This is a genomic window from Candidatus Pelagibacter sp. PS_11 (assembly GCF_059417975.1).
Genome location: NZ_CM182075.1, coordinates 782,333 through 804,212, shown reverse-complemented (window position 1 = coordinate 804,212; position 21,880 = coordinate 782,333). Strand labels below are relative to the sequence as shown.

At 31.2% G+C, this 21,880-nt stretch carries 26 protein-coding genes; 21 read left to right on the top strand and 5 right to left on the bottom strand.

Annotated elements, in window-relative coordinates; all coding sequences use genetic code 11:
- Window position 1 precedes the first annotated feature (1 nt).
- Genes AC5SLT_RS04270 through AC5SLT_RS04245 form a run of 6 tightly spaced genes read left to right on the top strand, consistent with a single transcriptional unit; the run spans window position 2 to window position 2,828 of the window.
- On the top strand, window positions 2–409 hold the full coding sequence (locus AC5SLT_RS04270) for a P-loop nucleotide/nucleoside kinase family protein (RefSeq protein WP_494576315.1): 408 nt from the start codon (window positions 2–4) through the stop codon (window positions 407–409).
- Complete coding sequence (locus AC5SLT_RS04265; RefSeq protein WP_006998022.1) at window positions 409–783, top strand: hypothetical protein; 375 nt, start codon at window positions 409–411, stop codon at window positions 781–783. The genes AC5SLT_RS04270 and AC5SLT_RS04265 overlap by 1 nt, the downstream gene beginning before the upstream one ends.
- Window positions 767–1,552, top strand: coding sequence for an enoyl-CoA hydratase (locus AC5SLT_RS04260; RefSeq protein ID WP_494591289.1), 786 nt, complete (start codon window positions 767–769; stop codon window positions 1,550–1,552). The genes AC5SLT_RS04265 and AC5SLT_RS04260 overlap by 17 nt, the downstream gene beginning before the upstream one ends.
- A complete protein-coding gene (locus AC5SLT_RS04255; RefSeq protein ID WP_494577609.1) occupies window positions 1,552–1,989 on the top strand; it encodes a CoA-binding protein in 438 nt (145 codons plus the stop codon). Before AC5SLT_RS04260 ends, AC5SLT_RS04255 begins: the two co-directional genes overlap by 1 nt.
- The gene (locus tag AC5SLT_RS04250; protein WP_494591288.1) at window positions 1,990–2,409 is read left to right on the top strand and encodes a YeeE/YedE family protein; all 420 of its coding nucleotides are present in this window, start codon (window positions 1,990–1,992) and stop codon (window positions 2,407–2,409) included.
- Window positions 2,406–2,828 carry a DUF6691 family protein gene (locus tag AC5SLT_RS04245; RefSeq protein WP_271626195.1) on the top strand — a complete coding sequence of 141 codons (423 nt, stop codon included), beginning with the start codon at window positions 2,406–2,408 and terminating at the stop codon, window positions 2,826–2,828. The genes AC5SLT_RS04250 and AC5SLT_RS04245 overlap by 4 nt, the downstream gene beginning before the upstream one ends.
- Here AC5SLT_RS04245 and AC5SLT_RS04240 read toward each other — a convergent pair.
- Complete coding sequence (locus tag AC5SLT_RS04240; RefSeq protein ID WP_006998027.1) at window positions 2,786–2,983, bottom strand: hypothetical protein; 198 nt, start codon at window positions 2,981–2,983, stop codon at window positions 2,786–2,788. The two genes, AC5SLT_RS04245 and AC5SLT_RS04240, sit on opposite strands and share 43 nt — an antisense overlap.
- 38 nt (window positions 2,984–3,021) lie before the next feature.
- Here AC5SLT_RS04240 and AC5SLT_RS04235 point away from each other — a divergent pair, with 38 nt between their 5' ends.
- From AC5SLT_RS04235 to AC5SLT_RS04210, 6 genes are all read left to right on the top strand, one after another.
- Window positions 3,022–3,591, top strand: a complete 570-nt coding sequence (locus AC5SLT_RS04235) for an NAD(P)H-dependent oxidoreductase (protein WP_494591286.1) — start codon at window positions 3,022–3,024, stop codon at window positions 3,589–3,591.
- 97 nt (window positions 3,592–3,688) lie between these two features.
- Window positions 3,689–4,036 (top strand): hypothetical protein, encoded by a 348-nt coding sequence (locus tag AC5SLT_RS04230; protein WP_230454324.1) that lies wholly within the window; start codon window positions 3,689–3,691, stop codon window positions 4,034–4,036.
- Window positions 4,037–4,095: 59 nt separating this feature from the next.
- A complete protein-coding gene (locus AC5SLT_RS04225) occupies window positions 4,096–6,528 on the top strand; it encodes a GcvT family protein (RefSeq protein WP_494591284.1) in 2,433 nt (810 codons plus the stop codon).
- Window positions 6,528–7,277 carry an electron transfer flavoprotein subunit beta/FixA family protein gene (locus AC5SLT_RS04220; RefSeq protein WP_018414290.1) on the top strand — a complete coding sequence of 250 codons (750 nt, stop codon included), beginning with the start codon at window positions 6,528–6,530 and terminating at the stop codon, window positions 7,275–7,277. Before AC5SLT_RS04225 ends, AC5SLT_RS04220 begins: the two co-directional genes overlap by 1 nt.
- Window positions 7,277–8,230 carry an electron transfer flavoprotein subunit alpha/FixB family protein gene (locus AC5SLT_RS04215; protein ID WP_494591282.1) on the top strand — a complete coding sequence of 318 codons (954 nt, stop codon included), beginning with the start codon at window positions 7,277–7,279 and terminating at the stop codon, window positions 8,228–8,230. The genes AC5SLT_RS04220 and AC5SLT_RS04215 overlap by 1 nt, the downstream gene beginning before the upstream one ends.
- A gap of 23 nt (window positions 8,231–8,253) precedes the next feature.
- Window positions 8,254–9,873 (top strand): electron transfer flavoprotein-ubiquinone oxidoreductase, encoded by a 1,620-nt coding sequence (locus AC5SLT_RS04210; protein ID WP_494591280.1) that lies wholly within the window; start codon window positions 8,254–8,256, stop codon window positions 9,871–9,873.
- Here AC5SLT_RS04210 and AC5SLT_RS04205 read toward each other — a convergent pair whose 3' ends face one another.
- The gene (locus tag AC5SLT_RS04205) at window positions 9,874–10,092 is read right to left on the bottom strand and encodes a hypothetical protein (RefSeq protein ID WP_494587151.1); all 219 of its coding nucleotides are present in this window, start codon (window positions 10,090–10,092) and stop codon (window positions 9,874–9,876) included.
- A 104-nt stretch (window positions 10,093–10,196) separates the two neighbouring features.
- Between AC5SLT_RS04205 and AC5SLT_RS04200 the strand changes: the two genes are divergently transcribed.
- Window positions 10,197–11,168, top strand: a complete 972-nt coding sequence (locus AC5SLT_RS04200; protein WP_494591279.1) for a hypothetical protein — start codon at window positions 10,197–10,199, stop codon at window positions 11,166–11,168.
- 5 nt (window positions 11,169–11,173) lie between these two features.
- Here the strand turns inward: AC5SLT_RS04200 and AC5SLT_RS04195 are convergent, their stop codons facing one another.
- A complete protein-coding gene (locus AC5SLT_RS04195; RefSeq protein WP_011282250.1) occupies window positions 11,174–11,548 on the bottom strand; it encodes a DUF2237 family protein in 375 nt (124 codons plus the stop codon).
- Complete coding sequence (hisI, locus tag AC5SLT_RS04190; RefSeq protein WP_494591278.1) at window positions 11,549–12,016, bottom strand: phosphoribosyl-AMP cyclohydrolase; 468 nt, start codon at window positions 12,014–12,016, stop codon at window positions 11,549–11,551.
- A 77-nt stretch (window positions 12,017–12,093) separates the two neighbouring features.
- Between hisI and folE the strand changes: the two genes are divergently transcribed.
- The 3 genes from folE to AC5SLT_RS04175 are packed head-to-tail and all read left to right on the top strand — an operon-like array spanning window position 12,094 to window position 14,614.
- Window positions 12,094–12,702: a GTP cyclohydrolase I FolE gene (gene folE / locus AC5SLT_RS04185; RefSeq protein WP_494591277.1), complete on the top strand. Its 609-nt coding sequence runs from the start codon at window positions 12,094–12,096 to the stop codon at window positions 12,700–12,702.
- A gap of 20 nt (window positions 12,703–12,722) precedes the next feature.
- Window positions 12,723–13,724 (top strand): oxidoreductase, encoded by a 1,002-nt coding sequence (locus AC5SLT_RS04180; RefSeq protein WP_494591276.1) that lies wholly within the window; start codon window positions 12,723–12,725, stop codon window positions 13,722–13,724.
- On the top strand, window positions 13,724–14,614 hold the full coding sequence (locus AC5SLT_RS04175) for a LysR family transcriptional regulator (protein ID WP_494591275.1): 891 nt from the start codon (window positions 13,724–13,726) through the stop codon (window positions 14,612–14,614). The genes AC5SLT_RS04180 and AC5SLT_RS04175 overlap by 1 nt, the downstream gene beginning before the upstream one ends.
- Here the strand turns inward: AC5SLT_RS04175 and AC5SLT_RS04170 are convergent, their stop codons facing one another.
- A complete protein-coding gene (locus AC5SLT_RS04170; RefSeq protein ID WP_018414281.1) occupies window positions 14,615–16,048 on the bottom strand; it encodes an XRE family transcriptional regulator in 1,434 nt (477 codons plus the stop codon).
- A 111-nt stretch (window positions 16,049–16,159) separates the two neighbouring features.
- Between AC5SLT_RS04170 and AC5SLT_RS04165 the strand changes: the two genes are divergently transcribed.
- The 5 genes from AC5SLT_RS04165 (at window position 16,160) to AC5SLT_RS04145 (ending at window position 21,880) form a co-directional block, all read left to right on the top strand.
- Window positions 16,160–16,327, top strand: coding sequence for a hypothetical protein (locus AC5SLT_RS04165; protein ID WP_018414280.1), 168 nt, complete (start codon window positions 16,160–16,162; stop codon window positions 16,325–16,327).
- A 65-nt stretch (window positions 16,328–16,392) separates the two neighbouring features.
- On the top strand, window positions 16,393–17,670 hold the full coding sequence (aceA, locus tag AC5SLT_RS04160; protein ID WP_494591274.1) for an isocitrate lyase: 1,278 nt from the start codon (window positions 16,393–16,395) through the stop codon (window positions 17,668–17,670).
- A 436-nt stretch (window positions 17,671–18,106) separates the two neighbouring features.
- The gene (locus tag AC5SLT_RS04155; protein WP_494591273.1) at window positions 18,107–19,126 is read left to right on the top strand and encodes an extracellular solute-binding protein; all 1,020 of its coding nucleotides are present in this window, start codon (window positions 18,107–18,109) and stop codon (window positions 19,124–19,126) included.
- A 74-nt stretch (window positions 19,127–19,200) separates the two neighbouring features.
- Window positions 19,201–20,817 (top strand): ABC transporter permease, encoded by a 1,617-nt coding sequence (locus tag AC5SLT_RS04150; protein WP_494591272.1) that lies wholly within the window; start codon window positions 19,201–19,203, stop codon window positions 20,815–20,817.
- Between the two features lie 4 nt (window positions 20,818–20,821).
- Window positions 20,822–21,880 (top strand): ABC transporter ATP-binding protein, encoded by a 1,059-nt coding sequence (locus AC5SLT_RS04145; RefSeq protein WP_020169555.1) that lies wholly within the window; start codon window positions 20,822–20,824, stop codon window positions 21,878–21,880.

Sequence of the window (21,880 nt, the reverse complement as noted above, 5' to 3'; positions counted from 1 at the left end):
AATGAAAATAATATTAATTATGGGTCTTCCAGGATCTGGCAAAACAACTTTAGCAAATGAAATTGCTCCATTACTAAATGCTAAAAGACTTAATGCTGATGAAGTTAGAAAAGAAGCTAATGATTGGGATTTTTCAGAAGAAGGCAGAACAAGACAAGCAAGTAGAATGGCAGATTTTGCAAAAAAATTAAAAGATGATGGAAATTATGTTGTAGCAGACTTTGTTTGCCCAACACCAGAAGCAAGAAACTTGTTTCCTGCAGATTATATAGTTTGGGTAAATACAATAAAAGAAGGACGTTTTGACGATACTAACAAGATGTTTGTAAAGCCTGAAAAATTTGATTGTCAGGTTACAACTCAAGATGCTAAACATTGGGCACCAATAATAATAAAGGAGATAAAATAATGGCTTACGAATGGGATAATAAAAAACCAACAGCACAAATGCTTGGCAGATGGCAACCATTTCATGATGGTCACTATGCTTTATTTCAAGAAATTATTAAAAAAACAGGTCAAGTTTGCATTCAAATAAGAGACGTTCAAGGTGTTGACGATAATCCATTTGATTTTGACACAGTTAAAAAAAATATTGAAGAAAAGTTAAACCCAGAATTTGAAGGAAGATTTAAAATAATGATGGTTCCTAATATTACTAATATTTGTTACGGAAGAGGAGTTGGTTACAAAATAGAAGAAGTTGTTTTGTCAGAAGAAATTCAACAAATCTCTGCAACAAAAATTAGAGCCAAAATGAGAGAAGATGGCAAACTTAAGTAATATTAAAATTAAACTTTTAAATAAAGATATTGCTTCAATCATCCTAAATGAGCCAAAAACATATAACGCTCTTTCATTAAAAAATTTAAGAGATTTAATTAAAGCTTTTAAAAAATTAGATGAAGACAAAAATATTAAGGTAATAATTATCGAAGGGTCTGGAAAAGGTTTTAGTGCGGGTCACAATTTAAAAGAAGTAAGTGGATTAAAGAAAAGAGAAAAATATCAAAAACTTTTTAATCTTTGCTCAAAGTTGATGCTTCAAATAGTTGAAGGAAAAAAGCCAGTTATTGCAAAAGTTCATGGAGCAGCATTTGCAGCAGGTTGCCAGTTAGTTGCAAGTTGTGATCTAGCTTACAGTACTAATGATGCAATTTTTGCAACACCAGGTGTAAATATAGGCTTATTTTGTAGCACACCGATGGTTGCTGTTAGTAGAAAGGTTAATAGAAAAAGAATGATGCATATGCTGTTAACGGGAGAGCCTATTAAAGCAAATTATGCAAAAAAAATTGGACTAGTTAATAATCATTTTTCTAAATCAAAATTAAACAAAGAAGTGCTAAAAGTTGCAAAAACTATTGCTTCAAAATCAAGTCTTACAATTAAAATTGGAAAACAAACTTTTTATAATCAATTAGAAATGCCATTGAGAAAAGCTTACGCGTACACTAGTAAAATGATGACTAAAAATATGATGGCAATGGATGCTAAAGAAGGCATATCAGCGTTTCTACAAAAGAGAAAACCTAAGTGGAAACATAAGTAGTGAACGATAAAATAAAAGAAATTCTCTCAAAGTATAAAACGATAGCGATGGTGGGTGTTAGTAAAGATGATAAAAAGCCATCAACAATAGTGATGAAGTACATGCAAAAGTATGGCTTTAAAGTTATTCCAGTTAATCCAAGTGCAAAAGGTCAAAAGATTTTAGGAGAAGAAGTTTTTGAAAAACTTGAAGATATTAATATACCTATTGATATTGTAGATGTATTTAGACCATCTGCAGAAGCTAACAAGTATGCAGAAGAGAGTGTTAAAATTGGAGCTAAAGTTCTTTGGTTACAACTTGGAATTAGAAGCATTGATGCTAAAGAATTAGTGGAGAGTAATGATATTGAGTATATTGAAAATAGATGCACGAAAATGGAATATCAAAAGCTTTTTTTAAATATAAACCCAGCTTTTCCAGTGTTACAAAGTTAAATGAATATAGTTAATTTTACTCCAATCTCTGCATTTCTAGGTGGATCCTTAATTGGTTTAGCAGTAGTTATTTTTTTTGTATTTAATGGTCGATTAATCGGAATAAGTGGAATTGCCAGTAATTTTTTAACCTCTAAAGATAATAGATTTGATAATTTTTTATTTTTAATTGGATTAATTATCGGACCTATTGTTTATAAAATATTTACTCAACAGGAAATCAATATCACAATTTCAAACTCATTTTATTTATTAGCAGTTGCAGGTTTATTGGTTGGAGCTGGTACAAGAATAGGGGGAGGCTGTACTAGTGGACACGGCATCAGTGGTATTGGAAGATTTTCTTTAAGATCAATTATTGCAACAGTAACATTTATGATTGTTGGAATTTTAACTGTTTTGCTAAAAAATTTAATATGAATAAGATTATGTCTTTAATTTGTGGAATAATTTTTGGAATAGGTCTTACTGTTTCACAGATGATAGATCCCGCTAAAGTCTTAGGTTTTTTAAATATTTTTGGAGAATGGGACCCATCACTAGCATTTGTTATGATTGGAGCTTTAATAATATCTTCACCATTTTTTCATTTATTTAAAAATAATAAGAAACCAATTTTTGCTGATAAATTTTCTTATTCAGATAATAAAGAACTAAATAAGAAATTAATTATAGGTTCATCACTTTTTGGTGCAGGCTGGGGCTTAGCTGGATTATGTCCAGGACCTGCAATAGCTTCACTGGCTTTATTAAATTTAAATTCTGTAAGTTTTGTAATCTTTATGTTTGTTGGGTTTTATTTGGTTAAATTATTAGATTTAACAACCCAAGCACGATGATAAAAATCATCTATATTTTTTTGAATTAAACTCTTAGCTAAATTATTAGCTTCAATCTCCTCAAAAGGTCCAAATTTTTTTTCTGTATCTTTAATGATAGTTTCAATTTTATTTGGATCTTTATGAATACCAGCAACTACGTAAAAATTTTTCATAGATTTTTAATTTTTCTAGTCTATACACCCTTAATGTAATGAAAAAAATATTTCTTTTATATGGGCACTATAATGAAAAGTCTTTTAATGCAGCTATTAGAGATACATTTATTAAAACAGCAGAAAAAAACGGTAATACAGTTGATTGTGTAGATTTATATAAAGATAGATTCAACCCAGTTTTTGCTGGTGAACAAGCTGGAGAAGACGTTCTAGATCATAGAAGACGTATTGAGAAATGTGATACTATTGTTCTAATTGCACCTATTTGGAACTTTAGAATGCCAGCTATTGTAGAAGGCTGGATAGATAAAGTTTTGTCACCCCCATGGGCTTACACATTTAAAAAATTAGTTGGAAATTATGGTTATCCAATGGGAAACTTAAAAGATAAAAAAGCTATAATCTTTTGTACCTATGGATCCCCAAGGTTAGCGGTTACAACATTTTTTTTAAATTTACCTATTAGAAGGCTAAAAAGAGGTGTGTTTCATATGTGTGGCATTTATAATATTGTATACAGAAGATATTTTGCAGTACCGTTTGTAACAGATGAAAAACGAAAAGAATTTCTTGAGGACGTTAAAAAGACAGCAAATAATATATAAAACCTTATTAATTTACTTTCTAAGTCTTACAATTTCACAAGCAGAATTAATAAAGCCTAATAGTAATATTGAGCCATACCAGGTTGTGGAAATTCAGTTGAAAAGTTTACAAAAAAACAACTCTCCCACCATAGATAATGGCATTGAACAAACCTGGGAATTTGCTCATCCTAGTAATAGAAAAAGCACAGGACCTTTAGATAGATTTAAGACCATGCTGAAGGGCAAGTCATATAAAATATTATTAGATCATTTAGATCATGAAATTGTTCAAGAAAACCTTAACAATTCAGTAGCCTTGTTTGAAGTTAGTGTTCTTGGAAAAGACAAATCCTATTACAAATTTAAATGGCAGGTTGAAAAGTATAAAATAGATGGTCCCTTCAAAGATTGCTGGTTGACCACAATGGTGTCCGCTCCAATGCCCCTAGGATCTTCAATTTAATTTAGAGGGTAAACGAATTTTGTTTCGTTCGTAATGAAAATTTAGTAGGAATCGTGTTAATGAAATCTAAAGCTAAAGTTGTTGTAGTTGGTGGTGGTGTAGTAGGAGTTAGTGCTCTTTATCACTTAGCAAAAAAAGGCTGGTCTGATGTTGTTTTAATTGAGAGAAAAGAATTAACATCTGGATCTACTTGGCATGCAGCAGGTCTACTTCCATTATTTAATATGAGTTATTCGGTTGGACAGCTTCATAAGTATGCAGTGGATCTTTATAAAAAATTAGAAGAAGAGACAGGACAAAATGTTGGTTTCAGTGTCGTATCAAATATTCGTTTAGCAAGCACTAAAGATAGAATGGATGAGTATCATCAATATGCAGGTGTTGCTCAAACAATTGGTGTGGATGTAAAATTTTTAACACCAGATCAAGTAAAAGAAATTTGGCCATTGTGCCGTACAGAAGATTTACTTGGAGCAATCCAACACCCTGAAGATGGATACATTCAGCCAGCTGACTTAACACAAGCAATGGCAACAGGTGCTAGAAATTTAGGTGCAGAGATTTATAGAAACACAGCTGTAGTTGGAATGAAACAAACTAAAGATGGCTGGATTGTTGAAACAGATAAAGGTGCTATTGAATGCGAACATGTAATTTCTTGTTCTGGAAACTTTGCTAGACAAACTGGAAAAATGGTTGGATTAGATATTCCAGTAATACCAGTTGAACACCAATATATTGTAACAGAACCTCATCCAGATATCGTAAAAAGAAAAAAAGATGGCTTACCTGAAATGGGAGTTTTAAGAGATAGCGACAGCAGATGGTATATGAGAGAAGAAGCAGGTGGATTAATATTAGGACCATACGAAGATGGTGCACCAGCTTGTTATGTTGATGGGCCATCAAAAGATTCAGAGTATGAATTATTTCAAGAAGATTTAGATAGATTAGCACCGCATATAGAAGGAGCTATTCACCGTGTACCAGCTTTTGGAGAAGTTGGAGTTAAGAAAGTTTATAATGGTGCAATTTGTTATACACCAGATGGAAACCCAATTGTTGGACCTGCATGGGGATTGAAAAATTTTTGGATTAATGAAGGACACAGTTTTGGAATAACTGCAGCAGGAGGAGCGGGTTGGCAACTTGCAGAATGGATAATTGATGGTGAGCCAACAATAGATATGCTTGGAGTTGAACCAAGAAGGTTTGGTGATTATGCAACAAAATCTTATTTAAAAGAAAAAAATGAAGAAGCTTACAATCATGTATTTAAAGTTCACTACCCAGATGAAGAAAGAGAGGCTGCTAGAGAATTAAGAACATCACCTTGTTATGACAGAATGAAAGCATTAGGTGCAGTATTTGGTCAAAAATTTGGTTGGGAAAGACCTAACTTCTTCGCAATTGACGGGATGGAGCAAAAAGATGACTGGTCATTTAGAAGATCAAAATGGTTTAAAGCAATTGAGCAAGAATGCAAAAATGTAAAAGAGAATGTTGGTCTTTTAGATATGACGGCATTTGCTAAATGTAGAATTAAAGGACCTGGTGCTGAAGAGTTTTTAGATTATTTAGTTGCAAACAAACTTCCTAAAAAAATTGGAAGAATTGGATTATGTCATGCACTTAATACTAAGGGTGGAGTGCACTCTGAATTTACAATCATGAAAGAAGCTGAGGGAAGTTACTATTTAGTTTCTGCAGGAGCAAACCAAAGATTAGATCATGACTGGATTCAAAAGTGGATGCCAACTGATGGTAGTGTTCAATTTGAAAATTTAACAAACAGTATGGGAGTTCTAGTTGTATCTGGTCCTAAAGCTAGAGAACTAATGAAAAGAGTTTCAAGAGATGATTTTTCAAATGAAAATTTTAAATGGTTGAGTGCAAAAAATATTGATGTTGGTAATGCACCAGTTAACGCTATGAGAGTAAACTTTGTAGGTGAGCTTGGCTGGGAATTGCATCATCCAATTGAATATCAAAATCACATCTTTGATAGATTAATGGAAGCTGGAAAAGATTTAGGTCTTAAGCCTTATGGAATTAGAGCAATGAATAGTTTGAGACTTGAAAAATCTTATAAACTTGTTGGCACAGAATTATCAATTGAATATTCACCTTACGAATCTGGGTTAGATAGATTTATTCATCCCAACAAAGGAAATTTTATAGGACTAGATGCTTTGAATAAATGGAGAGAAAAAGGATTTTCAAATCAATTGGTTACCTTAGAAGTTCACAATATAGAAGATGCAGATGTTTTAGGAAATAATCCAATTTATAATAGTGGAAAAGTTATAGGACGTGCAACTGGTGGAGATTTTGGATTTAGACTTGGAAAATCAATCGCATTAGGAATGGTCAAACCAGAGATTGCGACACCAGGGCAAAAATTGAAAATTGATATTCTTGGTAAAATGTACGATTGTACAATTTTAGAAGAAAGCCCATATGATCCTGAAAACAACTTATTAAGAGCATAATGAAAATATTAGTCGCTGTAAAAAGAGTTATTGATTACAATGTTCAAATCAGAGTTAAAGAAGATGGCACAGGAATTGTTACGGATAATGTTAAGATGTCAACCAACCCACCTGATGATAATGCAATTGAAGAGGCTGTAAAAATTAAAGAAGCAGGTAAAGCAACAGAAATAGTTGCGGTTACTATTGGTGAAGAAAAAGCACAAGAAACAGTTAGAAAAGCATTAGCTGTTGGTGCTGATCGAGGAATTCATGTTAAAGTAGATGGCGTAGTCGAACCCTTAGCAGTAGCTAAAATATTACAAAAAATTGTTGATAAAGAAAAACCTGATCTAGTATTTATGGGTAAACAAGCAATTGATGATGATTGCAACCAAACAGGACAAATGTTGAGTGCTTTATTGAACTGGCCTCAAGCAACTTTTGCATCAAAAATTGACATTAAAGACAATAAATTAGAAATAATTAGAGAAATTGATGAAGGCTTAGAAACTATTGAAGTTAATGTTCCAGCGGTAGTTACTTGTGATTTAAGATTAAATGAACCGCGTTATGCATCTCTACCAAATATTATGAAAGCTAAGAAGAAACCAATAGATCAAATGACAGCTGCAGATTTAGGTGTTGATGCAACACCAAGAGTTCAACAAATTAAAGTTGAAGAGCCACCAAAAAGAAAAGCTGGAATTAAAGTATCAAGTGTAGCTGAACTTGTGCAAAAGCTTAAAAATGAGGCGAAAGTTATATAATGTCAATTTTATTAATTGCTGAACATAATAATAAAGAATTAAGACCTTTTACTCTTAACGCTATTACAGCCGCATCACAAATTGATGGTGATGTTCATGCATTACTAATAGGAAACAATTGCTCTGATGTTGCAAAAGTTTTATCTGAAATACCCTTGGTTAAAAAAGTAATACAAGTTGAAGCCACTCATTATGAAAATTTTCTACCCGAAAATTTTGCACCATTGATTGTTAAAGTTTCTGAAAATTATTCACATGTAATTAGTTCGGCTAATACATTTGGTAAAAACTTAATGCCAAGAATAGCAGCTTTAATGGACACATCACAAGTTAGTGACATAATCAAAGTGGTATCTCCAGATACATTTATCAGACCTATTTATGCGGGAAATGCATTTGCAACTGTAAAAAGCACTGATAAAAAAAAATGTGTAACTATTAGACCAACTTCATTTGAACCTTGTGAAACTTCAGGTGGATCAGCACCCATTGAAGAAATGGATTCGATAAAAGAGTTTACGTTATCTAAATTTATTAAAAGAGAAGAAGTTAAATCAGACAGACCAGAACTTGGAACTGCAAGAATTGTGATCTCAGGTGGAAGAGGTATGCAAAATGGTGACAATTTTAAATTAATTACTGATATTGCAGATAAATTAAATGCTGCAATAGGAGCTTCGCGTGCAGCAGTGGATGCAGGTTACATAAGTAACGAACATCAAGTTGGTCAAACGGGTAAAGTTGTAGTGCCAGATCTATATATTGCAGTTGGTATTTCTGGAGCAATTCAACATTTAGCTGGTATGAAAGAAAGTAAAATTATTGTCGCAATAAACAAAGATGGAGAGGCACCTATTTTTAGTGTTGCTGATTACGGTTTAGAAGCTGATTTGTTTGAAGCCCTTCCTCAATTCCTAGAAGAATTGAATAAATTAAACACTATACAAAAATAACAAATAATATAAAAAATTACCATATGCCTAGAGAAGCAATGGAGTATGACGTGGTAATTGTTGGTGGTGGCCCATCAGGACTATCGACTGCTATTAAACTCAAACAATTAGATCCAGAATTAAATATTTGCCTACTAGAAAAAGCATCCGAAATAGGAGCTCATATTTTAAGTGGCAATGTTTTTGAAACTAGAGCATTAGATGAGTTATTACCAAACTGGAAAGAACTTAATTCACCTATAAAAACTAAGGTTTCTAAAGAAAAATTCTTATTTTTAGGAAAATCTAAATCATTAAGCTGGCCAACATGGCTACTGCCATCAGTTCAACAAAATCATAATAATTACATAATTAGTTTAGCAAATCTATGCAGATGGCTAGCAGAACAAGCAGAAGCTTTAGGTGTTGAAATATTTCCAGGTTTTCCCGCAAGTGAAATTTTATACAATGAAGATGGATCTGTTAAGGGAGTTGCAACTCAAGACATGGGAGTTGATAAAAATGGAAATAAAAAAGATGGCTTTGAACCAGGCATAGAACTATTAGGAAAAGTTACGGTTTTTGCAGAAGGATGTAGAGGGCATCTTGGAAAACAATTAATAGAAAAATATAATTTATCAGAAGGTAAAGATCCTCAACAATATGGAATAGGTTTTAAAGAAATCTGGGAAATCAGTGAAAAAAATCATGAAGAGGGAATGGTCATGCATACTGCAGGTTGGCCACTTGATAACAATACTTATGGTGGTAGCTTTATGTATTATGCAGAAAATAAACAAGTTTTTTTAGGATATGTAATTGGTCTTGATTATAAAAACCCACATCTTTCACCGTTTGATGAATTTCAAAGATTTAAAACTCACCCTGCAATTAAAAAGATAATTGAAGGTGGAAAACGTATTTCATATGGAGCAAGGGCTTTAATTGAAGGTGGACTTCAGAGTTTACCAAAAATGTTTATGCCTGGAGCTTTATTAATTGGTTGTGATGCGGGAACTTTGAATATGCCTAAGATTAAAGGATCACATACTGCAATGAAAAGTGGAATGATTGCTGCAGAAACAATAAACGAACATTTAAAAGAAAATAAAGATTTATCAATTTATGAGGATAAATTTAAAAAAAGTTGGATTTATGAGGAGCTCCACCAAGCTCGAAATGTTAAACCAAGTTTTAGCTGGGGTTTAATTCTTGGAATAATATTTACAGGAATTGATCAAATATTATTTAGAGGAAAATTACCTTTTACCTTAAGACATAAGCATGCTGACCATGAAACATTAAAACCAGCAAATGAAATGCCAAAAATTGATTACCCTAAACCAGATAATGTGATTACATTTGATAAAACAAGTTCTGTTTATTTAACAGGAACCAATCACACTGATAATCAACCTGTACACTTACAATTAAAAGATCCGAACTTACCGATAAATTATACTTTAGAAAAATTTGATGAACCTGCTCAAAGATATTGCCCCGCTGGCGTTTATGAAGTTCAAAATGAAAATGGTGTAAATAAATTTGTTATAAATTCTCAAAATTGTATTCATTGCAAAACTTGTGATATTAAAGAACCTTCTCAAAATATTACTTGGGTAACACCCGAAGGAAGTGGTGGGCCTAAATATGGAAATATGTAGTTAAAAGGATAAGATAATACCGGCAACAATAATTAAGCAAGACGTTAATCCAACAAAAACTAGGTTTGTTAGATTTTCTTTTTCTTTTTCTTTTCTAGCTCTATTTAAAAGAATATTAATATCTACTCTTCCAGATGATGAAACTTCCTCACTCTTTTCAGGGGTTGCTAAAGGAGGAAGATCATTTAGCTCTGTAGAACTTATTTTTTCAGCACTCATGCAGATAACAAACCATCAAAATACAAACAACACAAATCACTAGATGTTCATTTTGGGTTGACTCTTGCTTAAATCATGTCCATTTTGGGTGGAAATATAATTTTATGAAGAAATTATTACCCGAAGTATCAAAGCAAATCCACAGTGAGAATATAAGAGAAGTAATTGAGAAAAACTTTGTTTCGATAATGCCTGTTTGGGTACCACTACAATTAGCTTGGGTTAATAATGTTTACAGAACTTTTCATGATTATGAAAAATTTATGATCATTATGGATTTATTAATGAACACATTTGAAGCTTATTCAAAGAATTTTGTGAAGTTAAATTATGAGGAGTATTTTGATCAAAATGAGGTTGAAATAGAAACAATAAATGTAATAGAGATATCCAAATCACTTAATATACCAAAAGAAACTACTAGAAGAAAAATTAATGAATTAGAAGAAATCGGTGTAATAAAAAGAGTAAATAGAAAGATTATAATTGATAGAAACACTTGGCCAAGCATTAAACCTGAAGAAACAATAAAAAGAATGACGAGATTTTTATCAACTCTTTCAAATATATGTGTTGAAGAAGGGATAATATCAGAACCATTCAGCAGTGAACGTTTAACAGAAACAAGCAAGGAATATTTTTCATTTGTTTGGAAACTTTATTATGAAATGCAAATGCCTATGTTATTAGGATATAAAAAAGTTTATGGCGATCTAGAATCCTTTCATATTCATGGCATTTGTTTAGTCAATCACGCTTTGCACTCAAAAAAAAATGATAATAGTGAAATGAATAAAGAATTTTACTTAGAAAAGTACTTCTTTGCTGAGCAAAAGGAGGAAGTAGGTGTTAACGCAATGTCTATCTCAGATATTACAGGCATTCCAAGAGCTACAGTTATTAGAAAATTAAATATATTATTAAAAGAAAAATTTTTAACAATAGATAGTAAAAAACATTATTCTATAACAGGAGTTCACCAAAAAAAAATATTAAACGTACAAAAAAATACCCTAAACAACTTATCTAAATTTTCTGCACGTATTTATAATTTAAGTTTAATGAAAGATAATTAAATTAATTAAGATAAATCAATAGCATTTTTCTTTAAAACCTCCATTGAAACAAGCTTTAAAGTTTTTTCATGTGTTCTTTTTAAATAAACAGGGCATGGTTTTCCAGCATCGGCAGCTCTTGCATACCAACTAGCACATACACACCAACCATCTCCAGCTTTTAGACCTGGAAACCCAAATTCAGGATGAGGAGTTATTAAATCATTCCCAGCTTCTTTACACCACTCTAAAAATTCTGTTGTAACTTTTGCACAAACTGTATGCACACCGTGATCATTTTCATCAGTACTACAACAACCATCTCTATGCCATCCAGTTAAAGGGTCGTTAGAACACTCTTCTAGATCTTCACCAAGAACATTTTTTTGATTGTCACTCATTTAAATTTTTGTAGGATTAGGTTGGCCTTTGTAGACAACCTCTGGATCAAATGATTTTTCTTTTTCTTCAAATTTCATTTCAATTTCTCTACCATTTTCAATTGGGCCCAGTGGAATTGATCTATAAAAACATGATCTAAACCCAACATGACAGCTTGAACCATCTCCAATATCAACCGTTAACCAAATAGAGTCTTGATCATCATCAATTCTAATTTCAGTTACTTTTTGAGTAAAGCCACTAGTTTTGCCTTTGTGCCAAATTTGCTGTCTAGATCTACTAAAATAATGAGCTTCTTTAGTCTCAATGGTTTTTTTAAAAGCTTCAACATTCATGTAACCATGCATCAAAACATCTTTAGTTTTTGAACACATTGTAATAACTGGAATTAATCCATCATTATCAAATTTTGGTGAAAGGAGTTTGCCCTCTTCGATTTCAACTATATTTTCTCTTTTTTTAAACATAATTAGGTAATTATGTAGCATATTGTTAGATATATTAAATATTTTAAAAACAATGATTTACTGTATAAAGTTGCCTTATGAAATTAGTCGAAGACACAGATAGCAAGATTTTAGATACCAAAAAAGTTTCTGACAAAGAAGCTGAAGAGGCTTTTAAAACTATTTTAACTTGGATGGGTGAAGACCCTAATAGAGAAGGGTTATTAGAAACTCCAAAAAGAGTTGTTAAAGCATTTAAAGAATATTTTGGTGGATACACTGAGGATGCAAATAAAATTTTAGAGAAAACTTTTGGTGATGTTGAAGGTTATGATGACATGGTTGTTGAAAAAAATATTTCAGTATCAAGTCATTGTGAGCACCACATGGCACCAATAGTTGGGACAGCACATGTTGCTTATATTCCAAATGAAAGAGTTGTAGGTTTAAGTAAACTTGCAAGAGTAGTAGAAGTTTTTTCAAAAAGATTACAGACACAAGAAAGATTAACAATGCAGGTTGCTCAAGCTTTAATGACCTCATTAGATGCAAAAGGAGTTGCTGTTACAATTGATGCAGCACACCAATGTATGACAATGAGAGGTATTAAAAAAGAAAATGCAACAACCGTTACAAATTATTTCTTAGGAGAATTTAAAAAAGATTTAAGTATTCAGAATAGATATTTAAGATTTATTAGTAAGTAACCTTCCTAAGGGGGAAAAGCATGTCGGATAATTTTAAAGCACTAATTGTTAATCAAGAAGGTGAAAATTTTACACGAGAAGTAAAATCAATTGATAAATCATTTTTAAAACATGGTGATGTACTTGTTCAAGTAGATTATTCAGATTTAAATTATAAAGATGCACTTATTTTAAACAATGGTGCAAAATTAGTAAAAGAATTTCCACATATTCCAGGTATTGATTTTGCAGGAACTGTTTTAGAAAGTGATAATTCTAAATTTGTAAAAGGGGATGAAGTGATCCTTACAGGTTGGAGAGTTGGCGAAATTTACTTTGGTGGGTATTCTCAGTTAGCAAAAGTTAATGGAGATTACTTAGTTAAAAAACCAAAAGACATTACATCTAAACAGGCAATGATCTTAGGGACTGCTGGACTAACAGCATTATTATGCTCTTTTGCAATCAAAGCACGAGAAGAACTTCTATTAGGTGAAAAAGTTAAAGATGTTTTAGTTACTGGTGCATCTGGCGGTGTTGGAAGTATAGCAGTGATGATTTTAAATAAATTTGGTTATGATGTAACAGCTGTTACAGGAAAAGCAGAAAATGAAGATTACTTAAGGTCATTAGGCGCTAAAAACATAATAAATAAAACAGATTTAGATAAAGACGCTAGACCATTAGACAAAGGTTTGTGGGACGGTGTTGTTGATACAGTTGGTGGAAAGATACTTGCTAATGCACTTGCTCAAACTAGAGATAATGGAATTGTTGCAGCTTGTGGAAACGCTTCTGATTATAAATTAAATACAACAGTTATGCCTTTTATTATTAGAGGTGTTAAACTTTGGGGAATTAATTCTGTTACAGCATCTATTAAAAGAAGAGAGTTTGTTTGGGGTGAAGTTAAAAGTCTTATTGATTTTGAACAATTAGAAAAATCAATAAAGACAGTAAGCTTAGAAGATTTAATAGATATATTTCCAAAAATGTTAAAAGGTGAAACATCTGGAAGATATATAGTCGATCTTAATAAATAATGGATTGGGATAAATTAAAAATATTTCATGCAGTTGCAGAAGCGGGAAGCTTCACTAACGCAACAATAAACCTAAACTTAAGTCAATCAGCAATTAGTAGACAAATTCAATCTTTAGAACAAGATCTTAAAGTGCAACTCTTTGAAAGGCACGCTAGAGGTCTTACATTAACTGAAAATGGTGAATATTTATTTAAAACAGCCCATGATGTAATTAGTAAATTAAAAGAAGTTGAGTCAACCTTAGGAGATCAAAAAAATAAACCAACAGGTAAATTAACCATTACAACAGTTAGAAGTTTTGGTACCCACTGGTTAACACCTCGTATTCAAGAATTTATGACTTTAAACCCTGAAATAGAAATTGAATTAATTTTTGAAGATAAGGAATTGGATTTAAGTACGAGACAAGCAGATATAGGTATTTTCATGAGAAGACCTAAGCAGCTCAATTATATTCAAAAAAAATTAGTGGATTTAAAATATTATATTTATGGCTCTAATAAATATTTAGAAAAACATGGTATGCCGAAAACCATTTCAGATCTTAATAAACATAAATTTATTTCATTTGGAAAAGGAGCACCATCTCCCGTCTATGATCCAGATTGGGCTTTAAAACTTGGAATTAAAGATGGTAAAAAAAGAAAACCAGTAATGAAAGTTAATAGTGTTATGGGTTTACTTTTGGCTGTTGAATCTGACGTAGGTCTTGCAGCACTTCCAGAGTATTTAGTTTCAAATTCAAATAATATAATAAAAGTACTTCCCAATTCAGAAGGACCTATAACAGAGGCTCACTTTGTCTATCCTCAATCACTTAAAAATACTGCAAGAATTACTGCCTTTAGGAACTTTTTGTTTAGTAAAATTGGTGATTGGAAGTCTTAATTAACTAGACTTATCATTAACATAAACTGAAACACCTCTAGAATTGATATCTACATCAAACTTTTTGTGTAAAGGTGGAAAGGCTCTTTGGGAACAGTCTAGTCTATCACAAGTTCTACAAGACACACCAATAGGGATCTCTGACGTTTTATCACTTACATTAATGTTTTCAGTATAGACAAAGTCTTTTGCATATTTTGCGTCACAACCAAGACCAATTGATAGTATGCTTTTTGATCGACCAAAACGTCCTACACCTTTCTCCACAGTTCTTGCTATACAAACATATTTTTCACCGTTAGTCATTTTACTAACAGCTGCTTGAATTACCCCAGGTCTTGTAAAAGCTGAATAAACATTCCATCTAGGACATGCACCTCCATACCTTGGTATATCAATTCCTGATAATGAAAATCTTTTTGAGATATTTCCTGCCATGTCAACTCTTAGCATATGAAAAGGAATTCCAGGTAATTTTGGATCTTGTAAGCATGTCACACGGTGAGCAACTTGTTCAAAAGAAGTTGCAAATGTATTTTGTAATAACTCTAAGTCATATTTTAATTTTTTACATTCAGCATGAAAAGATTTGTAGGGCATTAAAATTGCTGCACCACAATAATTTAATAAAGCAACCTTAGTTAACTTTTTAGACTCTTCTGAGGGAAAAGAAAATTTTGATAGATAATTATCAATATCTTTCATTGCACCTTCTTGTGCTATTTGTGCAGCTGCATGCAGCTTTTTTGTTTCTAAAGAACTATAATCACTTAATAAAAGTTCTTTTTTATTTTTATTATAGATTTTAGAAAAAGGCTTTCCTTCTTCTGGTAAAATATCTTTAACTGTAATTGAATATTCTTTATCTAAATATTCACATAAGGCAATATATCTTGTTCTATTATTTTTTTGAATTTTATCAAAAACTTTATCTGCAAACTCTTCTAATTTTGGAAAATAGTTTTTGTGTTCTTGAAGAAAGTCAGATATTACCTCACCAGGAAAAGAGTTTTTTCTATTATCGACTATTTTCCCTGAAATTTTTTCTATTTTATTAATTAGTTCGTGATCTTTCTTTTTAAGAATATCTCCCAATCTCACAAGAGCTCTACCGATCTTAGGATTTGTACCAACAAGGTCTTTAACTTCGGGACCAAGAATATCCAGATCTTCAAATAATTTATCATCTAGAATTTCTGAAATAGTATTTTCTAAGTTAACATCAGATTTTGATGTTAAGTCTGAGAGTTGGATATTTAATTTTTCACAAACCTTAAGTAGCAAATCACCATCTATTTTTCTTTTTCCACTTTCAATTAAGTTTAAATAACTTGGAGAAATACCAAGATCCTCTGAAAGTTTGTTTGCTTGTAGTCCTAACTGTCTTCTAAAAGCCTTTATTTTAGGACCAATTTTTAAATCAATTTGACTCATAAGCTCTGTTTGTAAATTTTGTAAATTTAAATTTACAATAAGTTTCTTTGTTTTACAAGGTTTTTAACGATTTAATTAGATTTTGTAAATTTAGTAAATTATAAAGTTTACATGAACAATAAAAATACAAATAAAAATCAAGAAAATCAAAGAGAAATTAACGAAAACAACAATCAGAATCAATTTAGTCAATCAGGTATTTACCTAAGAGACGATCATTGTGATTGGGGTTCAAGTGGGATGAATGAATTCACTCAAGAATTTAGTGAAAAAAAATAAGTCCTCTTACCGTTAATTTATACACGATTTAATTTTCTTAATACATAACCTAGAAAGAACTACCTATGAGCTCAGAAGCTAAAGTTTCATACGATTTAAAAAGATTTTCGGGAATTAAAAAAGACTACACTCCAGAAGAAGTAGAGCGATTAAGAGGTTCTATCAAAATTGAATATTCGATGTGTAAGCATCAATCTAAAAAATTATGGGATCTGTTAAATTCAGAAAATTATATTAATACATTAGGATCACTTTCTGGAAATCACGCTATTCAACATGCTAAAGCTGGATTAAAAGCAATTTATTTAAGTGGATGGCAAGTAGCAGCTGATGCAAATACTGCTGGTGAAATGTATCCTGATCAATCTTTATATCCATATGATAGTGCCCCAAAATTAGTTGAGTCAATGAACAATGCTTTAATCAGAGCAGATCAAATTCAACATATGGAATTACAAGATGGTGATATGAAATCAAAAGATAGAACAGATTATATGTTACCTATTATTGCAGATGGAGAAGCAGGATTTGGTGGCCCATTAAATGTTTTTGAATTAACAAAAAAATTTATTAAAGCTGGAGCTGCTGGAGTTCACTTTGAAGATCAATTAGCTAGTGAAAAAAAATGTGGTCACATGGGTGGAAAAGTTTTAGTTCCAACTAGTACAATGATTAAAAATTTAAAAGCAGCAAGACTTGCTGCAGATATTGCAGATGTACCTTTAATAATTTTAGCAAGAACAGACGCAAATGCTGCAAAATTAATTACAAATGATTTTGATGAAAATGATAAACTATTTTTAACTGGAGAAAGATCTCCTGAAGGTTTTTATTATGTTAAGCATGGAATTGAGCAGGCTATCTCAAGAGGTTTAGCTTACGCACCTTATTCAGATTTAATTTGGTGTGAAACTGCAACGCCAAACCTTGAAGAAGCAAAAAAGTTTGCCGATGCAATTCATGAAAAGTTTCCTGGTAAATTATTAGCTTACAACTGTTCTCCCTCGTTCAATTGGAAGAAGCATTTATCAGATGCTGAGATCTCAACATTTCAACAAAAAATTAGTGAGATGGGTTATAAGTTTCAATTTATTACGCTTGCAGGATTTCATACGCAAAATATTGCAATTTTTGAACTTGCAGAAAAATATAAAACTGAAGGCATGACTGCTTACTCTAAAATCCAAGAGCTTGAATTTGCTAGAGAGAAGGATGGTTACACAAGTGTTAAACATCAAAGAGAAGTAGGAACTTCTTACTTTGATGCAGTTTCAAATACTATAAGTAGTGGAAAAAGCTCTACAACAGCTATGGCAGGTTCCACAGAATCTGAACAGTTTTAATTAGTCTTTAATAAGCTTCCTAAATATGATTATATATTTAGATGCTTATAAGTAGTTTACTTCTAATTATTCTTTATTTTTCTCACAGATATATTGTTGCTTGGATAATATTCTACAATAATCAAGATGAACGTTTTGGTAGCTCTATATGGCGTTGGTCATATGATTATCAAGTAATTGGAGAAAGAGACGTTTCAGATCTTGATGACAAGCCTTTTGTAAGAAAAAGAAGAGTTAGAAACCGCACTGTTTCAATAATGTACTGCAATTTCTTTATAGGGTTCCTTGTATTCATGTCTTTTCTTAGTAATTTGCTTATCCTGATATTAACGTAATTAATCGTTGTAAAATGCGTCAATAAATGCGATTGATAATCATTCGCAATGTTAATAATAAGCATTCTAAACTAATCAAGGGTAAAAAAATAAAGGAAAAAATGAAAAAAATTATACTTATTATATTAACCTTGAGTTTTTTTAAAAGCATGACTTTAGCTAATGAAGTTAATGTTTTTAGTGCAAGACATTACGATTCAGATATCCAGCTTTACAATAAATTTACATCTCAAACTGGAATTAAAGTGAATGTCATATCCGGCAAAGATAAATCTCTTCAAAAAAGAATTATAGAAGAAGGAAAAGACTCCAAAGCCGATCTTTATATTACAGCTGATGCTGGAAAGTTAGGACTTTTCGATTTAAAAGGGATGTTTCAAAACTCTATGTCGCCAGCAATTAAATCTGCAGTACCGGCAAACTTTAGATCTAAAAATTGGACAGGAATAGCTAAAAGAGCACGAATAATTTATTACTCTCCAGAGAGAGTAAGTGACAATGAGCTTAATGGATTGACTTATGAAGGTCTTGCTGATCCTAAGTGGAAAGGTAGAATTGTTATAAGACAATCTAATAATATTTATAATCAATCTCTAGTAGCTTCATTAATAGATAATAATGGAAAAGAGAGCACTACTATTTGGGCAGAAAATTTAGTTAAGAATATGGCTAGAGACTCAAAGGGAAATGATAGAGCTCAGATTTTAGCTGTAGCAGCTGGCGAAGCTGATCTTGCTGTTGCAAATACTTATTATTACGCACTTATGCTTTCTGGTAGTAAAGGTGCAGAGCAACAAGAGGCTGCAAAAAAAGTATTACCATTTTTCCCAAATCAGGGTGATAGAGGAACACATATGAATATTAGTGGAGGTGGAATATTAAAATATGCTCCAAATAAAGATAACGCAATTAAACTGTTAGAGTTTTTATTAACTAAAGATGCTCAACAACATATTATTAATAATACGTATGAATATCCAATGATTGAAGGTGTTGAGCCTCATGGATTAATTACACAAATGGGGTTTAATTTTAAACAAGACCTTAAAACTAAAGTAGCTAATTACGGAAAAAATCAAGCTAGCGCATTAGAGATAATGCTTAACGCGAAGTGGAAATAAAGAGGTTATAACACAGCGCGCTTTTAATATTAAGTTAATTACCCTGCTTGATGTTATTAGTGCGTTGTTAAAAAATGGGTAATAAGATTAACATTTGGTATTTTAGTTCTTTTGTCATCTCCATAATTGTAGCTGTACCTATTATAACTGTATTCAGTAGTTTCTTTGAAACAACCGGAGACTATGTTTCAGTTTTAAAAAATACTTTTCTTTTAGATTATATCTACAATTCATTAATACTTTTGATGGGTGTTTTAACCTTAACATTTATTATAGGAGTTGGTTGTGCTTATTTAGTTTCATTTTACAAATTTCCAGGTGTTAATTTTTTTAAATGGGCTTTAATCCTATCTTTTGCTGTACCAGCATATATTTATGCATACTCATTAACTGCTTTTTTTGAAAACTATGGAACTGCTTTTTCAATTTTAAAAAACTTATTGGGTGAGGGAAATTATAATACTCATATCCCTAAGTTTGATGGAATGTTAGGTGCGATAATTTCAATATCATTTTCGTTATTTGGTTATGTTTATGTATTAACTAGAGCATCATTTCATTATCAGTCACAAAACTTACTAGAACTTGGTAAAAACCTTGGCTTTTCTAAACAAAAATCCTTTTTTAAGATAATTTTGCCTTCAGCAAGACCTGCAATAGTTGCTGGCCTTTCGTTGGTTGCGATGGAGACCTTATCAGATTTTGGTTCTGTTTCATTTTTTGGAGTGTCGACTCTAACAACAGGTATTTATAATGCATGGATATCTTTTGACGATCTTACTTTAGCAAACAGGTTATCATCTTACCTGTTAATTTTTATACTTGGACTTTTTGTTATAGAAAATCTATCTAGAAAAAAAGCTCAATATCACACATCATCAAAAGGAGGATTTAAATCAAAATCTGTAGTTCATTTATATAATTATAAATCAATTTTAGCGTTTTTATTTTGTACGTTAGTATTTTTCTTAAGCTTTTTATTTCCAGTTTTTCAAATGTTATATTGGACAATTATTTTTCCAAAACACTTTTTAGATTTAAATTTAATTGAATTATTCTCAAATACAATGTTGTTAGTTTTTTTATCGTGTTGCTTATTAATATTATTAGCCTTTATTTCAAACTATGGAAACAGAGTTTCAAAAAGTAAATTTTTAGAAGCATTAAATACATTTTCTATTTCTGGATATGCAATACCTGGAATTATTTTAGCAGTTGCTTTTATAACATTTGTTTCATGGCTAGATCTTAATATGATTAATTACCTTGGAACAGAATCGATAAAATCTATTTTCATTGGATCTATTTTAGGATTGGTTATAATTTATTTTATAAGATTTTATTCCTTAGCTAATAACGGAATTAAATCTGGCTATCTAAAAATTAATTATTCTATAGATGAGAGCGCATATCTTCTTGGTTATTCAAAATTTAAAACATTTAGAAATATTCACCTTCCTTATTTAAAGAATTCAGTTTTATTAATAGGTATTTTGTTAACAATTGAAATAATCAAGGAATTACCGATTACCTTGATTATGAGACCATTTAACTTTGAAACCTTTGCAACAAAAGCGTATATTTATGCTTCCCAAGATTTACTTGAAGCTGCAGCAGCGCCATCATTACTGCTTATACTTATTGCAAGTTGCTTTATTTTAATTACATCTAGATATATCCTTAAAGATTAAACTTATGACAAAAAATTTCTTAGAAATAAATAATGTAACATTTGCAGCAAGTGCACAAAGTAAAGTGAACAATGTTTCTCTAACGATTGAAAATCAAGGAGACATTGTTTGTTTGTTAGGACCATCTGGTATTGGTAAAACTACTATACTTAGAACAATTGCAGGTTTAGAAAAAGTACAGTCTGGGAAAATTATCTTAAAAAATAAAATTTTGTCATCTGATAATACTCATATTGAACCTGAAAATAGAAATATTTCTATGGGGTTTCAGGACAATTCCCTTTTTCCCCATTATACAGTTTTAGAAAATATAAAATTTGGTGCAGATAGAAATAAAAAGAAGAAGAAAGGTTTAAATTTAAATGAAATAAATAAGCTTCTTCATATCGAGCACATTGTTGATAAATACCCACACCAGATAAGTTCTGGAGAAGCTCAAAGAGCCTCATTAGCAAGGTCTTTGTTATCTAATCCTGATTTATTGTTATTAGACGAGCCTCTTTCAAATGTAGATCAGAACTTTAAAGAAGAAATACAGGTTAAATTAAAGCAAATTTTAACAGAGCATAAGATTACAACAATTATTGTAACACACGACTCTTATGAGGCTTTTTATTTGGGAACTAAATGTGGAATAATTTTAGATGGTCAACTCAAACAATATGATGATCCATATAATGTTTATCATTTTCCAAACTCAATAGAGGTGGTGAATTTTTTAAATCGAGGGATTTTAATTCCAGCAAAAGTTACTGGTGAAAATAGTTTAGAAAATGATGATCTTGGAACAATAACTGGAGATTTTATAAAACATTATCCAAAAGGATCTGAAGTTCAGCTTTTATTACAGCCTGAGGATCTTGAGCATGATGACAAAAGTAATTTAAAATTAGAAGTTGTGGATAGAAAATTTAGAGGAACAAATTTTATCTATACTCTTAAAACTGCAAGTAATAGATTAGTACCTGTTTTTGTTCATTCACATCATATTCATCAGCATGAAGTTGACGAAAAATTTGGTATAAAGAGACCAATTAATATTGATCATATAGTTTGTTTCTAA